The sequence below is a fragment of the Roseofilum acuticapitatum BLCC-M154 genome, from assembly GCF_030068475.1.
Classification (GTDB): Bacteria; Cyanobacteriota; Cyanobacteriia; order Cyanobacteriales; family Desertifilaceae; genus Roseofilum; species Roseofilum acuticapitatum.
This window is the reverse complement of sequence record NZ_JAQOSP010000012.1, coordinates 15,432-29,542: the sequence shown is the minus strand read 5'-3', so window position 1 is coordinate 29,542 and position 14,111 is coordinate 15,432. Positions and strand designations below refer to the sequence as shown.

The 14,111-nt window shown below is 46.9% G+C and carries 12 protein-coding genes and 2 tRNA genes; 9 read left to right on the top strand and 5 right to left on the bottom strand.

Annotation, left to right across the window (positions count from 1 at the left end):
• Positions 1 to 431 precede the first annotated feature (431 nt).
• Complete coding sequence (locus tag PMG71_RS02505; RefSeq protein ID WP_283752059.1) at positions 432 to 1,292, bottom strand: Uma2 family endonuclease; 861 nt, start codon at positions 1,290 to 1,292, stop codon at positions 432 to 434.
• A gap of 123 nt (positions 1,293 to 1,415) precedes the next feature.
• Between PMG71_RS02505 and PMG71_RS02500 the strand changes: the two genes are divergently transcribed.
• Positions 1,416 to 1,757: a nucleotidyltransferase family protein gene (locus tag PMG71_RS02500; protein ID WP_283752058.1), complete on the top strand. Its 342-nt coding sequence runs from the start codon at positions 1,416 to 1,418 to the stop codon at positions 1,755 to 1,757.
• Entirely contained in the window at positions 1,726 to 2,079 is a 354-nt protein-coding gene (locus PMG71_RS02495; RefSeq protein ID WP_283752057.1) for a HepT-like ribonuclease domain-containing protein, read from the top strand. The genes PMG71_RS02500 and PMG71_RS02495 overlap by 32 nt, the downstream gene beginning before the upstream one ends.
• Before the next feature lie 49 nt (positions 2,080 to 2,128).
• Here PMG71_RS02495 and PMG71_RS02490 read toward each other — a convergent pair whose 3' ends face one another.
• Complete coding sequence (locus tag PMG71_RS02490) at positions 2,129 to 3,142, bottom strand: adenosine deaminase (RefSeq protein WP_283752056.1); 1,014 nt, start codon at positions 3,140 to 3,142, stop codon at positions 2,129 to 2,131.
• 256 nt (positions 3,143 to 3,398) lie between these two features.
• On the opposite strand from PMG71_RS02490, the gene PMG71_RS02485 reads away from it, so the two are divergent.
• A complete protein-coding gene (locus PMG71_RS02485) occupies positions 3,399 to 4,490 on the top strand; it encodes a metallophosphoesterase family protein (protein WP_283752055.1) in 1,092 nt (363 codons plus the stop codon).
• 187 nt (positions 4,491 to 4,677) lie between these two features.
• Here PMG71_RS02485 and PMG71_RS02480 read toward each other — a convergent pair.
• Positions 4,678 to 4,758 (bottom strand) — tRNA-Leu (locus tag PMG71_RS02480).
• 139 nt (positions 4,759 to 4,897) lie between these two features.
• On the opposite strand from PMG71_RS02480, the gene accC reads away from it, so the two are divergent.
• On the top strand, positions 4,898 to 6,241 hold the full coding sequence (accC, locus tag PMG71_RS02475; protein WP_283752054.1) for an acetyl-CoA carboxylase biotin carboxylase subunit: 1,344 nt from the start codon (positions 4,898 to 4,900) through the stop codon (positions 6,239 to 6,241).
• A gap of 34 nt (positions 6,242 to 6,275) precedes the next feature.
• Here the strand turns inward: accC and PMG71_RS02470 are convergent, their stop codons facing one another.
• A complete protein-coding gene (locus tag PMG71_RS02470) occupies positions 6,276 to 7,913 on the bottom strand; it encodes a tetratricopeptide repeat protein (RefSeq protein ID WP_283752053.1) in 1,638 nt (545 codons plus the stop codon).
• Positions 7,914 to 8,171: 258 nt separating this feature from the next.
• Between PMG71_RS02470 and PMG71_RS02465 the strand changes: the two genes are divergently transcribed.
• Entirely contained in the window at positions 8,172 to 9,308 is a 1,137-nt protein-coding gene (locus PMG71_RS02465; RefSeq protein ID WP_283752052.1) for a pentapeptide repeat-containing protein, read from the top strand.
• A gap of 83 nt (positions 9,309 to 9,391) precedes the next feature.
• Here the strand turns inward: PMG71_RS02465 and PMG71_RS02460 are convergent, their stop codons facing one another.
• Positions 9,392 to 10,333, bottom strand: coding sequence for a glycosyltransferase family 2 protein (locus PMG71_RS02460; RefSeq protein ID WP_283752051.1), 942 nt, complete (start codon positions 10,331 to 10,333; stop codon positions 9,392 to 9,394).
• A 180-nt stretch (positions 10,334 to 10,513) separates the two neighbouring features.
• On the opposite strand from PMG71_RS02460, the gene PMG71_RS02455 reads away from it, so the two are divergent.
• The 4 genes from PMG71_RS02455 (at position 10,514) to PMG71_RS02440 (ending at position 14,073) form a co-directional block, all read left to right on the top strand.
• Positions 10,514 to 11,716, top strand: a complete 1,203-nt coding sequence (locus PMG71_RS02455) for an argininosuccinate synthase (RefSeq protein WP_283752050.1) — start codon at positions 10,514 to 10,516, stop codon at positions 11,714 to 11,716.
• Between the two features lie 175 nt (positions 11,717 to 11,891).
• The gene (locus tag PMG71_RS02450) at positions 11,892 to 13,151 is read left to right on the top strand and encodes a lipid-A-disaccharide synthase-related protein (protein ID WP_283752049.1); all 1,260 of its coding nucleotides are present in this window, start codon (positions 11,892 to 11,894) and stop codon (positions 13,149 to 13,151) included.
• Positions 13,152 to 13,194: 43 nt separating this feature from the next.
• Positions 13,195 to 13,267 (top strand) — tRNA-His (locus PMG71_RS02445).
• Positions 13,268 to 13,542: 275 nt separating this feature from the next.
• Positions 13,543 to 14,073, top strand: a complete 531-nt coding sequence (locus tag PMG71_RS02440; RefSeq protein WP_283752048.1) for a DUF4330 domain-containing protein — start codon at positions 13,543 to 13,545, stop codon at positions 14,071 to 14,073.
• Positions 14,074 to 14,111: the final 38 nt, after the last annotated feature.

Below are 14,111 nucleotides of genomic sequence, written 5' to 3'. Positions count from 1 at the left end.
GGCATTATTAGCGTAGGTTACTTGTTTAATCAACTGCTATAGCCTTGCTCGAATAGATGATACAGCAGTTTTCGCGCTTTATGTGGGACATCTTGATCCCCCTAAATCCCCCTTAAAAAGGGGGACTTTCCTATTCCCCCCTTTTTAAGGGGGGCAAGGGGGGATCTTTTCCTACTGTCCACCGATACAGCGCAAAGCGCTGTATCAAGTCCGTTGGATCAGTTATAGTATGTCATTGCGAATGGAACGCAGTGAAATGAAGCAATCTCGATCCTCTCGATAATTGTAGCGTTAGCGAAGCTTGCGCGAAGCGCGAAGGCTTCCCGGAGGTCGCAATGACATCTATTTAACCAGACATCATATGAGATACAGACGACTAGCCCCCTCTCCCACGGGAGAGGGGGTTGGGGGTGAGGGCTATACTGGATAATTTAGCTCAGTTCCTCTGGATTAATACCCTGGGATCTGAGTAACTCAGCCAGTCTTTCCGCTCGTTGACGTGCCTGCTCTAACTCCAGTTCAGCGCTTTCTGCTCGCTGGCGTTCCTGCTCTAACTCCAGTTCAGCATTTTCCGCTCGCTGGCGTTCAGTTTCCGCTCGCTGGCGTTCAATTCTAGCTCGTTCATCTCCAGTTAACAGTAAATTACCCTCACTATCCCACCAGCGCAGCCAAGGTAATTCTAGATTGCCATATAATCCTTGCCAAATTCCTAACTCTACCCCTATAGGCTTAATGGGATAATGACCTCGTTCATTGGCTGCCACTAACTCGTAGTGATTTTCGATTAAATGATAGACTTCTACACTCCCTTTCTGAACTTCATAGATGGCGTAAAATGCCGGACGAATGATTTGTTCGTAGACCCAAAATTTACCCGGTTTTTGCCCTTTTTTTCGGACTTGGGATAAGGGCGTAGAATCCCGTTCTTCTGTACCATCTCCTGAGACAAATTCGATGGCAATTAAAGGGGGAATAAATTCTTGCCATAACACATAGGAACGCCTCACCCTACCCTCAAGAGTGGGAGGGACATTCGGCACATAAAACCAGTCTGGACATTCGGCTCCTTTTTCTGGAGGTTCTGTCATTCTCCAATAGATGCCACAGTCTTGACCGATCGCATAATTTTGGTCTGGGTGCAGGCGATCGAGGGTAGATTGAATCGAATCCGTTAGTAAAATACTCTGGGGATGCTCCTGAAAGTTTTTCACAAAAGTACCATCCGAGTCAGGCAGTTGGGTATGGTCGGGAAGGGTGGTAATGTTTCGTTCTGATGATTGGGCGATGGTCATAGGTCAGGGTTTTTCATCGCAGGGAATAGAAGACAGTATAGCATTTGAGGGAAAGCTAGGTTGGCAGAAGTTGCGATCAGCCCTATAATTAAAGACAATCAAGATCTAAATCAAGCTAATTCTATGAAAATTGATTCTGTAGATCCCCAAATAATGAATCAAGAAATCATTATTTCCACCCTTCAAAACCACTTAAATACCTTGGATAACCTTGGGGTAAAATCCTTAGCTCTTTTTGGTTCTGCTGCTCGCAAGCAAGCCAAAGCGGATAGCGATCTAGATTTTCTGGTAGAATTTCAAGGGCCAGCCACATTTGATGCTTATATGGATTTGAAGTTTTTTTTGGAAGATTTATTTAACAAGTCTGTCGATCTCGTGACTCGACGCTCCCTCAAATCCCAAATTAGTCAATCCGTTTTAGCAGAGGCCGTTTATGTCACGCAGTCTTCGTCTATATCTAGATGATATCCTCAAAAGCCTCACTAAAATTCAAAGCTATACTACTCAAATGTCTCAGGAACAGTTGGTTGCTGATGAACGAACATTTGATGCGGTTATCCACAATTTACAAATTATTGGTGAGGCAAGCAAAAACATTCCTGACGACCTACGAAACCGGTATAATTCAATTGATTGGAAGAAAATCATTGGACTTCGTAATATTATTGTTCACACTTATTTTTCAGTGGATGATGAAATTGTTTGGGATATTATTCAAACCAAGTTAGCTCCCTTAAAATCTAGTATTGAAACCATCTTAGAACAGGAAAGTTTGGACATTGAGTGATGCTACACAGAGTCAAAATGGCGATCGCTCTGATTCCGATTACCCTAGATCATTGTCTGTTTGGATACATATAGCTTTCCAGTTCGGCGATCGCCGCTTGTTTCTCGGACTCCGATAGAAATGCACTCAAAAACGAGTTTTTCGCCAGTTGATATAAGTCCTGTTGACTCAAGTTTAGAGCTTCATAGATAGCCATAAAGTTCTCTTGTAGATAGCCCCCAAAGTAGGCCGGATCGTCGGAGTTCACCGTCACTCGTAAACCTGCATCTAATAACTGTTTAAGGGGATGCTCCTTCAGGGTTTCAAAGACGCAGAGCTTAACATTGGAGAGGGGACAAACCGTGAGGGGTATTTGATGCTCTTTCAGCCATACCATTAGTTTAGGGTCTTCTGGCGATCGCACCCCATGATCGATGCGAGCCACTTGGAGTAACTTGAGCGCTTCCCAAATATACTCAGGGGGCCCTTCTTCCCCCGCATGAGCAACCGTCAAAAAACCGTGGGATCTCGCTTGGTCAAAAACGGCGCTAAACTTAGAAGGAGGATGACCGAATTCAGAAGAGTCTAAACCCACCGCAACAATCCAATCTTGATAAGGTAGGGCTTCCTCTAGGGTTTTCATTGCCTCTTCCGCGCTCAAATGACGTAAAAAACACATGATCAAACAGGAACTTATACCCAGTTGAGTTTGACCATCAACCAAAGCTTGATGGATTCCAGTTATCACAGTTTTAAAAGGAATCCCTCGCTGGGTATGGGTTTGGGGATCAAAGAAAATCTCCGTATGGCGCACCGTTTGGCTCTGGGCCCGTTGTAGATAAGCCCAAGTCAGGTCATAAAAGTCCTGTTCTGTACAGAGGACATTGGCTCCCGCATAGTAGAGATCCAGGAAAGATTGTAGATCTTCAAACTGATAGGCTTGATGGGCAGCTTCTATGGAATCATAGGGAAGGGTCATCTGGTGGCGATCGGCCAAAGCAAACATTAACTCCGGTTCCAAAGATCCCTCAATATGAATGTGCAATTCCGCTTTCGGTAGCCCTCGAATCCATTCACTAATCATGATCGATACTCCTATTTTATTTTGTTAACAAAATGTATCAAATAGAAATCTTATCTACTTTCTATTTTAGCAAATGGATTCCATACCGTTTTGTTCCCATCAACCCTAGACCGTAAGTCAGTAATTCTGTCAGGATTATCCATGCTTTTTATTGAGTATTTCTATAGGATTTTGCGTCCTCACCCCCCCATTGATGTACCCCCAAATGATACAATCTTAAGATAGGATTATATGATAAGTTATTTAGACATCAACAATGGACTTTGATTTTCAGTTTGCCATTATCAGTGATTTACATATTGCTCTACCCCATACTATTTGGGATCATCCCAAACGTTTCCACTTGGTAGAATTAAGTATTCCGGCTTTAGAATTAGCCCTAGATCGCATCAGTCAATTGGATCTCGATTTTCTGCTCTTACCAGGAGATTTAACCCAGCATGGGGAACCGGAAAATCATCAATGGCTACAACAGAGGCTCTCCCAGTTACCCTATCCAGTATATGTGATTCCAGGAAATCATGATATTCCGACTCAATGGGGTAATGAAACCTCAATTAGTCGCGCTAAATTTCCCACCTATTATCATCAATTTGGCTATCGCCACTCTCACCAAACGGATTATACTTGCGAACTGCTGCCCGGTGTGCGACTCATTGCTTTAGATTCTAATGAATTTGACCCAGAGGGTAAACAACTCGGCTATGGTTATCTGAATGAAGCTCAGTTTCAATGGTTAGAGGAGGTATTAGCCACAACCTCTGAACCCTTGCGCTTGGTGATGATTCATCATAATGTAATTGAACATTTACCAGATCAAAGCACCCATTGTTTAGGAAAACGGTATATGTTGCAAAATGGGCCGCGCTTGATTAAAGTCTTACAGGAAGCAGGAATTCATTTACTGTTTACGGGTCATTTGCATGTGCAAGATATTGCCCAACAGGGAGATTTGTACGAGATTACAACAGGTTCATTGGTGAGTTATCCCCATGCTTACAGAACCTTAAGAATTACGTCTAAGTTAAGTGAAAAAACAACCGTTAAGATTGCTTCTCATCAGATTAAAACCCTTCCCGGTTGGGAAAATTTAGGGGAATTTTCGCGGGAATGGATGGGAGAGCGATCTCACCCGTTTATGATGCGTCTGTTAACTGAAGATCCCTGCTACTTAACGGAAGAGGAAGCCCAGAAATGGGTGGGTTCCCTGCGCTATTTTTGGGCGGATATTGCCCAAGGAGATACTCAGTTTAACTTTTCCCATTTTCCTGAACCTCTGAGAACCTACTTTGAAAGCTTTAGCGCCGATCCAGAGTTAGGAGATAATCATCGAGTGATTGAGTTTTGAGTTATCCCTCTTAGAGGATATCTATTTATATCTTGCCCCATGACCTATCACTTGACCCCCCTGGGGAGTGCTATGGTGAATTTAGGCAGATTTTAGGCATGGGTTGCCACTGTACCCATTCAATGGGGCGTGTGGCTTGTTCTTGAGGGTAAGGATTAGAGCCACTTTCACTCTATCAGTATATTCATGCGGATGGCGAGACTCGAACTCGCAAGGACAAGCCACACGCCCCTCAAACGTGCGCGTATACCAATTCCGCCACATCCGCTTGGAACTTGTGAGGATCGCTCACAGTTTTTTATAGTAGCATAAGTAAGCGGCGATCGCACCCATTAACCAAAAAGATCTTCCAGAAAGGCCCCCAAACCTCCTATTCTAACTGCATATATCACCGAAAAAACTGGAAGATGACCTTTTCAAAAATCCTGATTGCCAACCGAGGAGAGATTGCCCTCCGCATCCTCCGCACCTGTGAAGAACTCGGCATTGCCACCGTTGCTGTTCATTCCACCATTGACCGCCATGCCCTCCATGTACAGTTAGCCGATGAAGCCGTTTGTATTGGAGAACCGAATAGCAACAAAAGCTATCTCAACATTCCCAACATTATCGCTGCTGCGCTCACCCGCCACGCCACTGCCATTCATCCCGGCTATGGCTTTCTGGCAGAAAACGCCAAATTTGCCGAAATTTGTGCCGACCACCAAATTACCTTTATTGGCCCTACTCCGGAAGCCATGCGAGCCATGGGGGATAAGTCCACTGCCAAAGCCACCATGCAAAAGGCTAAAGTCCCTACTGTACCGGGTAGTGATGGACTCTTAAACGATGAAGGGCAAGCCATCTCTGTTGCTCGTCAGATTGGCTATCCGGTGATGCTCAAAGCCACTGCTGGAGGAGGTGGCCGGGGGATGCGCCTGGTTCGGGATGAGAGTCAACTGATTAAACTCTTCCGAGCGGCTCAAGGGGAAGCAGAAGCGGCATTTGGGAATGCCGGGGTATATCTAGAAAAATTTATTGAAAATCCCCGCCATATTGAATTTCAAATTTTGGCCGACTCCTACGGTAATGTCATTCACTTAGGAGAGCGGGAATGTTCCATTCAAAGACGACATCAAAAACTGCTAGAAGAATCTCCTAGCCCTGCCCTAACGCCCAAATTGCGGCAAAAAATGGGGGACGCTGCCATTAAAGCAGCGCGTTCGATTAACTACACTGGCGCGGGAACAATTGAGTTTTTGTTGGATCAATCGGGGAATTTCTACTTCATGGAAATGAATACCCGGATTCAAGTCGAACATCCGGTTACGGAAATGGTGACCGGACTGGATCTGATTGCTGAACAAATTCGTATTGCCCAAGGGGAAAAATTATCGTTAAATCAAAAAGAGGTTCAACTCAAAGGTCATGCGATCGAATGTCGGGTGAATGCTGAAGATCCCGATCGTAATTTCCGTCCCCATCCAGGGCGCATTAGTGGTTATCTCGTTCCTGGGGGGCCTGGTGTGCGTTTTGATTCTCATGTCTATACAGATTACGAAATTCCGCCCTATTATGATTCCCTGATTGGTAAATTGATTGTTTGGGGGCCAGACCGAGATAGCGCTATCCGTCGCATGAAACGCGCTCTACAAGAATGCGCCATTACTGGTGTACCGACGACGATTGGATTTCACCAGAAAATTCTGGAAACTGCGGCTTTCTTAGAGGGGAATGTGTATACCAATTTTATTGAACAGCACTTTGGCTAGGTGGCTCAATTCTCCGATGCCTTTTTGGGTGGGTTTATGGTCTACGACTCAAACTTTGTAAGCCTTGGCGGGCGGTTTCGAGTTCTGGCTCTAGTTTGAGGGCTTCTTGAAAGGCTTGGGCAGCGTCCGTATCGCGACCGGCTTTTTGTAACATTACGCCGAAAGCTGCCCAGACGCTGGCATTTTTGGGCGCGATACGCACGGTTTGAGCGTAGGCATAAATGGCACTTTCGTATTGACGGAGAGAGCCATAGGTTACGGCTTGATTGTACCAGCCGAGGAAAGAGGTTTCATCAAGAGCGATCGCCTGTTGAGCTGAGTCTAAAGCGCGATCGTACTCTTTCAGATACCACAATGCTACACTGCGATTGGCCCATCCATCGGCGTTATCTGGCTCATAGCGTAGGGCTTGATCGTAGGCTCCTACTGATTCTACATAGCGTTGGAGCGATCGCAAAACTCTCCCCCGATTGAGCCAAGCTTGCACATACTCTGGTTGCAGTTGCAGAGCGCGACCAATAGAGTCTAAACTTTCGCTATAGTCTTCCAAATACCAGAGCGTCACCCCCCGGTTATTCCAAGCTTCCGAAAAATCGGGACGAAACCCCACCGCACGGTTAGCGGCAACTAAGCCTTGTTCGAGTTGTCCTTGTTGAGTATAGGCGATGGTGAGTTGATTCCAGGCTGTAGCAATGCCCATTTCTCCCCATGTTCCATCGCCTTTGAGTGCCGCTTCACACGCGGTGATGGCTTCTTCATGGCGCTTAAGTTTATTCAATGTTTCGCATTGCAGCACTAGAGCCAAGGTAGAATCGGCTTGTAGGGATAAGGCTTGATTGTAGGAATTGAGCGCTTCTAAATCTTCTCCCACTTGATTTAATGCCATTCCTTGCTGAATCCAAGCCTGGAGATTTTGGGGATTATGATTTAAAGCTTGATCGTAAGCGGCGATCGCCCCTTCTGCCAACTGAGTCTGATTTAAGGCAACCCCTAAATATTGCCATGCCAGGGTTTCCGACTCATATTCCCAATTCTGATTAATCTCCAGAGCTGCTTGACAAGCGCCAATCGCCTCTTGATATTCTTCCAACTCTAGCAGCACCCCACATTTATAGGTTAAAACCAGGGAAGACTCCGGTTCTAAATTCAGGGCGCGATCGTAAGAGGTGACCGCATTTTGGTATTCTTGGAGGGCAACCAGAGCCAAACCGCGCTGTACCCAAGCCATTACCGGATTTTCCTGTCCCCAATTCGTATCCAAGCGTAGGGCTTCCTCGCACGCTTCTAGGGCATCTTCATAACGCTCTAACTCTAGTAAAGCCTGACAGCGATAGGTAAAGGCGCGGGAAAACTGCGGCTCTAGGCGAGTAGCCGTATCTGCGGAGGCAATGGCTTCAGCATAACGATTTTGTTGTAGTAAAATACGACTGCGATCGGCCCAAACTTGAGAATCTTTTGGTCTGAGAAGCAAAGCTTGCTCGCAAGCTTCCAGCATTTTACCCCCATCTTCATCCACCGACAAACTACATAAATTCGCCCAATAGTCAAAATCTGCCAGTTGCCGAAAAGGATCGAGAAATTCCAGTTGTGCGTTTACCCGACTGGGAAAACCGCAGACTATTCCCAGTACCACTCCAGAAAGAGAAACCCAAAATCGTCGTTTACTGCTCACGTTCACCCAACTCCATCTAGCTGACGCTTTATGAATCTTTATCGTATTTTCCAACAAGTTTTGCCCTCTTCCCCCAACCCCTTCTCCCACAGGAGAAGGGGAGAAGTCCCTCTCCCTGGGGAGAGGGATATAGGGAGAGGGCAACCCCCACGGGAAAGGGATATAGGGAGAGGGCACAATTTCCTAAAGCTCTTAGTCCTGTTCCTCTTCATTTTCGCCCTATCTGCCGAGGATGCACAAGCCTTTAGGCGCAGAGATATGGAACGACTGCGACGCACCCGCGACTGCGATCGCTGTAATCTAGAATCTGCTCCCTTACAACGGGCATTCCTTCGCGATAGTAACCTATCCGGAGCCAACTTAAAACAAGCCGAACTCCAACAAGCAGATCTTCGGGGTGCATTTTTACGCCGAGCCAACCTCGAAGGAGCCAATCTGCGAGGGGCAGATTTGCGGGGGGCAGACCTCAGTTATGCTAATCTGGCCAGAGCCAATTTACGTGATGCCCGCATAGATGAGGATACCCTAATCGACCCCAAATGGCGATTAGCTTGGGAATTAATTCATCAAGGAGCAGAAAACCGGGATTTATCTGGAGTCGATTTATCGGGAACCAACCTGAGTCGCACTAACTTAGAAAATGCCAATCTAGAGGGCGCAAACTTAAACGGAGCTTCTTTACAAGGGGCGCGGTTAGTGGGAGCAAACTTAGACCAAACCAATCTACAAAACGCCAATTTATTTATCGCTGACTTCAGAAATTCTTCCCTACAAGAAACTAACTTACAAAACACTGATAGTGTCATTGCTGACTTCCGCCGCGCTTTCTTAGATCAGGCCAATTTTAATCGCGCTAATCTACAAGGAGCGCTTTTAAGTGACACTGATTTAAGTAATTCCAGTTTCGAGCAAGCCAATCTCCGCAATGCCGATCTAGAATCTGCCATTTTAGAAGGGGCAAATCTGCAAGGAGCCGATCTATTTACCGCTAACTTGAGAAATACAGAATTAGGGGAAATTATTCTGCGTAAGGTCAATTTATCCGGAATCGATCTGCGAGATGCCAATTTTCAAAATACCCGCTTAATTCAACTCAACTTTAGCGGCGCACGATTAACGAATGCCAACTTTGAGAATGCGTTTATCCTCAGTTCCAGTTTCCAGGATGCCAATTTAATGGGTGCTAATTTCCGCAATGCTGAATTGCGCCATACCAGTTTCCGCAATGCCAATTTAGAGGAGGCAGATTTCCGCGATATTGTGCTGTTGAATGTGGATTTACGGGGCGCGATTTTATGGCATGTTTCCACGGAAAATATTAGACTCATAAGAACTAATTTTTGTCAAGCGATTTTACCCGATGGACAACCCGGCTATTGTTGGCACACGCGATGATAGAGGGCTTCGCGCTGTGATGGGGGGATGGGGAGATAGGGGGAACAAACAACAGACTGGGTGGCGCTTTGAGCTATTTTAGATTAATGGGTTACAGCAACCGCTTCTGCATAGGCTGCATAAACCCCTTGGACATTGTACCAATTGAGAAAAATGCGGGCGACTTCTAGAGCTAATTGGGGTTTGCCGCGATCGATTAACCATTGCAAAAGCGGAGCCATTGTCCGTTCATTTAATCTTCCGCCTAATGACAAAACGCCCCATAAAATTCGGTGTATCCAGGTCATTTGAATCATCATTCGCACATCCCAAGTGGGATGTTTTTGGTAGAATAAAACCCCCATGCGTCCGCGCTGGATTTCTTGGTCAATCATGCGGGGAATTTGCTCTAGACTAAAAGCGGGATGCCAATGGTAACCCACGGCTTGGGGACATTTAATCAGCTTCAGTCCTAGATTTTTTAGCCGGACTCCTAATTCTAAATCTTCCCAACCATAGAGTTGAAATTGGGTATCAAATAATCCCGCTTTTTCCAGCCAATGGCGGGCGATCGCCACATTCCCCGTCGCAAAGTAGGCGGCTGAGAAGTCCGTGAGCTTGTAGGGTTCAGCCGTCGGCTCGTCAAAATTGCAGGTATTAATCACTGCACCATAGGTAAACAGGCGATCGCTCCCTAACTGCTCCTCTCCCTCCCGCAATGCTTGGGCATGGCAGCTTAAAAAGCTCTCTGTAACCACCAGATCGCTATCGATAAAGATAATCGTATCGCCCTGAGCCTCCTTGACCCCCAAATTCCGGGCAGCAGCCGGCCCTTGATGCTCCTGTTCAAACCAACGCACATGGGGCAGTTGTTCCCGTTCTTCCTCTAACCAGGCTAAAGTACCGTCTGTAGAGCCATCATCCACCACCACCACCTCATAACCCTGGATTTGGCGATCGCTCAACTGCTGATTCTCCAGAGCGCTCAGGCACTTTTGCAGAATCGGTAACCGGTTGTAGGTGGGAATCACAACACTGAAGAACATAGATAATGAACAATGAACAATTAACAATGAATAATTAGCAATAATGCCCACTCTCCACTCTAGCGCGATGATAGGGGAGATGGGCCATTACCCCTATCCCAAAAATGTTTATTTTTTAATTTTTAATTTTTAATTGAGCAGATACAATAGCGGGTTAGTGTTTTTAGGGTGAATAAACCTATGGGTCGTGCCAAGAAAGTTGTTTTAGCCTATTCTGGAGGGGTAGATACCTCCGTTTGTATCCCCTATCTGATGAATGAATGGGGAATTGAAGAAGTGATTACCTTGGCGGCAGATCTGGGCCAGGGGGATGAATTGGAACCTATCCGCAAGAAAGCCCTGGATTCTGGAGCCAGTGTATCTCTGGTCGCTGATGCTACAGAAACCTTCGTGAAAGAGTATGGGTTTCCCGCTATTCAAGCCAATGCCTTGTATGAAAACCGCTATCCTTTATCCACCGCTTTGGCGCGGCCGTTGATTGCCAAATTGCTGGTAGAAGCGGCTGAGGAATATGGCGCAGATGCGATCGCCCATGGATGTACCGGTAAAGGCAATGACCAAGTGCGCTTTGATGTGGCCATTGGCGCACTCAATCCCAATTTGAAAATCCTCGCTCCGGCAAGGGAATGGGGCTTTTCCCGCGAACAAACGATTGAATATGGGGAAAAATGCGGCATTCCTGCACCGGTGAAGAAGAAATCTCCCTATAGTATTGACCGCAACCTATTGGGGATGGCGATCGAAGCGGGTGTACTCGAAGACCCCTATGCGGAGCCTCCGGAAGAAGTGTATCTGATGACCAAGGCGATCGCCGATACCCCCGATGAACCGGAATATATCGAGATTGGCTTTGAAAAAGGTTTACCGGTTTCCCTCAATGGTCAGGCGATCGATCCGGTAGCCTTAATTACTCAACTCAATCAAATGACCGGCAACCATGGTATTGGTCGCATTGACATGATTGAAAACCGTCTGGTGGGGATTAAATCTAGGGAAATTTATGAAACCCCGGCTCTCTTAGTCCTGATCCAAGCCCACCGAGATCTCGAAAGCTTAACCCTGACTGCGGATGTTACCCAATATAAGCGGGGAATTGAGCAAACCTACAGTCAATTGGTCTATAACGGCTTGTGGTTCTCTCCCCTGAAAGCCGCCTTAGATGGTTTTATCACCAATACCCAAGAGCAGGTAACCGGTACAGTTCGGGTGAAACTCTTCAAAGGTTCGGCCACCATCGTCGGCCGTAAATCTGACAATAGTCTCTATAGTCTAGATTGGGCAACCTACGGCGAAGAAGACGTATTTGACCATAAAGCGGCTGAAGGCTTTATCTATATTTGGGGACTCCCCACCCGCTTGTGGTCTCAGCAAACGAGAGGCTAGTGGGATAGGGGGATGGGGAAGATGGGGAGGATGGGGGGGATTCCCTATTCCCCATTCCCCATTCCCTATTCCCCATTCCCTATTCCCCATTCCCCATTCCCTATTCCCCATTCCCCGCAGTATTGTAGGATCAAACCTAATTTTTAATTTTTAATTTTTAATTTTTAATTGAATCATGCGAATCCTATGCTTGAGTAATGGCCATGGGGAAGATGCGATCGCCACTCGCATCTTACGCCAATTACAGGCAACCCCCGATCCTCCCGAATTATCTGCCCTGTCCTTGGTGGGGGAAGGTCTGGCCTATCGGCACATGGATATCCCCCTCATTGGCCCCGTGAAAGCTATGCCCTCTGGAGGCTTTGTCTATAGGTCAAGTCACCAGTTAGCCAAAGATGTGAAAGCGGGAATGTTGCAGTTGATTTGGCAACAGTATGGAGCCATTCGCACCTGGGCAAAAGAAGGGGGCGCAGTCTTAGCGGTTGGCGATATTTTGCCCCTGCTATTGGCTTGGCTCAGTGGTTTACCCTATGCATTTGTGGCAACTGCTAAATCCGAATATTGGATTCAGGATGAAAATGGCCCCTTAAAAGCGGGTTTTGCCCAGGGTTGGTCGGGTTCGGTCTATTTACCTTGGGAGCGGTGGTTAATGGGGCGCAAGCGCTGTATAGGGGTGTTTCCCAGAGATCGGTTAACGGCCCAAACCCTGCAACAGTGGCAAAAGTTGCCGGTGTTTGATTGTGGCAATCCGATGATGGATGAGCTACTACCCCAGGAGCAGGAACCGGAGCGGGAGGACAAATCTTTAGCGTTGGTTTTGCTTCCCGGTTCCCGCGCTCCAGAAGCTTATGAGAATTGGCAGGTGCTGTTAACTGCACTGGGACAAGTTTTGGGCGAACCGCAGCCGTTTAAGGGGTTGCATCGACCGATAACGGTGTTTGGGGCGATCGCCCCCGGATTAGGCTTAGAAACCTTCGGTCAAATCCTCGAATCCTACGGCTGGCGGCGCAATCAGCCCCCCGAAGGTCTCAATCTACCCTCTCCAGAAACCCTCTGTTACACCCTCAGTAACGGCACACTCTTCTTAACCGAAAACGCCTATAACACCTGTTTACAAAAAGCCCATTTTGCCCTAGCCATGGCCGGAACCGCCACCGAACAATTTGTCGGACTCGGTAAACCCGCCCTCACCCTCCCCGGAAAAGGCCCCCAATTTACCCCCCAATTCGCCCAAGTCCAAGCCAGACTCCTCGGCCCCTCTGTCATTCAAGTGCCTAGTCCCCAAGCCGTACCCCAAACCCTCCAAGACCTCCTCCAAGACCCCGATCTCCTCCAACTCATCTATGCCAATGGACGACAGCGCATGGGAGAACCTGGCGCATCCCAAAGAATTGCCACTTGTTTCTTAGAACAAATTTCTGCCCAAAGTAGCTAATTCTCTAAAACTGTGTTATAGTAGTCTACAGTCTAAAATTATGGCGAGCGTAGCCAAGTGGTTAAGGCAGCGGATTGTGGTTCCGCCACTCGCGGGTTCAACTCCCGTCGTTCGCCCTCTTCACAATTTCACAATTAACTGTGTGGCGGGGTTCTCACCCACGAGTGGTGGAACAAAAAGCAGTGCGCTCACACATATTTCACACAAAACCACCATAGCACTCCCCTTTGGGGGTAACCTCTTTAGCGATCGCCACTAGGGTTAAACTGTTTTATACACAATTGAAGATCATCTACAACAGCTCTAATTCTATCCCCTCAAACTCACCCAACTGGATATCACTCATGGTATCCTGAGCCAAGAATTAACCCTTTACTCGTTCTATCTCCCTATGGCACTGTTAGATTCAAAAGGTCGTTTATTTGGTAAACTCTCCATTCTCGATCTCGGCGCTCTAGTCGTCATTGGCCTAGTCTTATTCGGCATTTTCTTTTATCCAGGAACCTCTGGATCGGTTGCCCAAGTGGGAGTCACCACCAAACCCGTAGAAGTCGATGTTATCGTTCGCGGGTTAAGTGTACGCAGTCCAGATGCTTTGATTGAGGAATTTCGCAAGAGCCAGAAAACCAATATCATTATCCGCAATCAACCCTATGGAACAGTAACGGTTAAATCGGTCGAACCTCTGGAACGTCCCGTACTGGTTCCGCAACCTGATGGGACAGTTAAAGCCTTATCCGATCCTAGAGAAGATAGTCGCTTTTCCATCGATATGTTAATGACCTTAACTGGGAATGCTCAAATTACCGAGAATGGGGTAGTTTTGGGCAACAGTAAACTCAAAATTGGCACTCCTATAGAATTAGAAGGATTTAGTTATAACTTTAATGGCAGTGTAATTGAAGTTCGCGTTCCTCAATAACTGATACAATCATTCTCCAGTCTAGTGCCTTGACAACC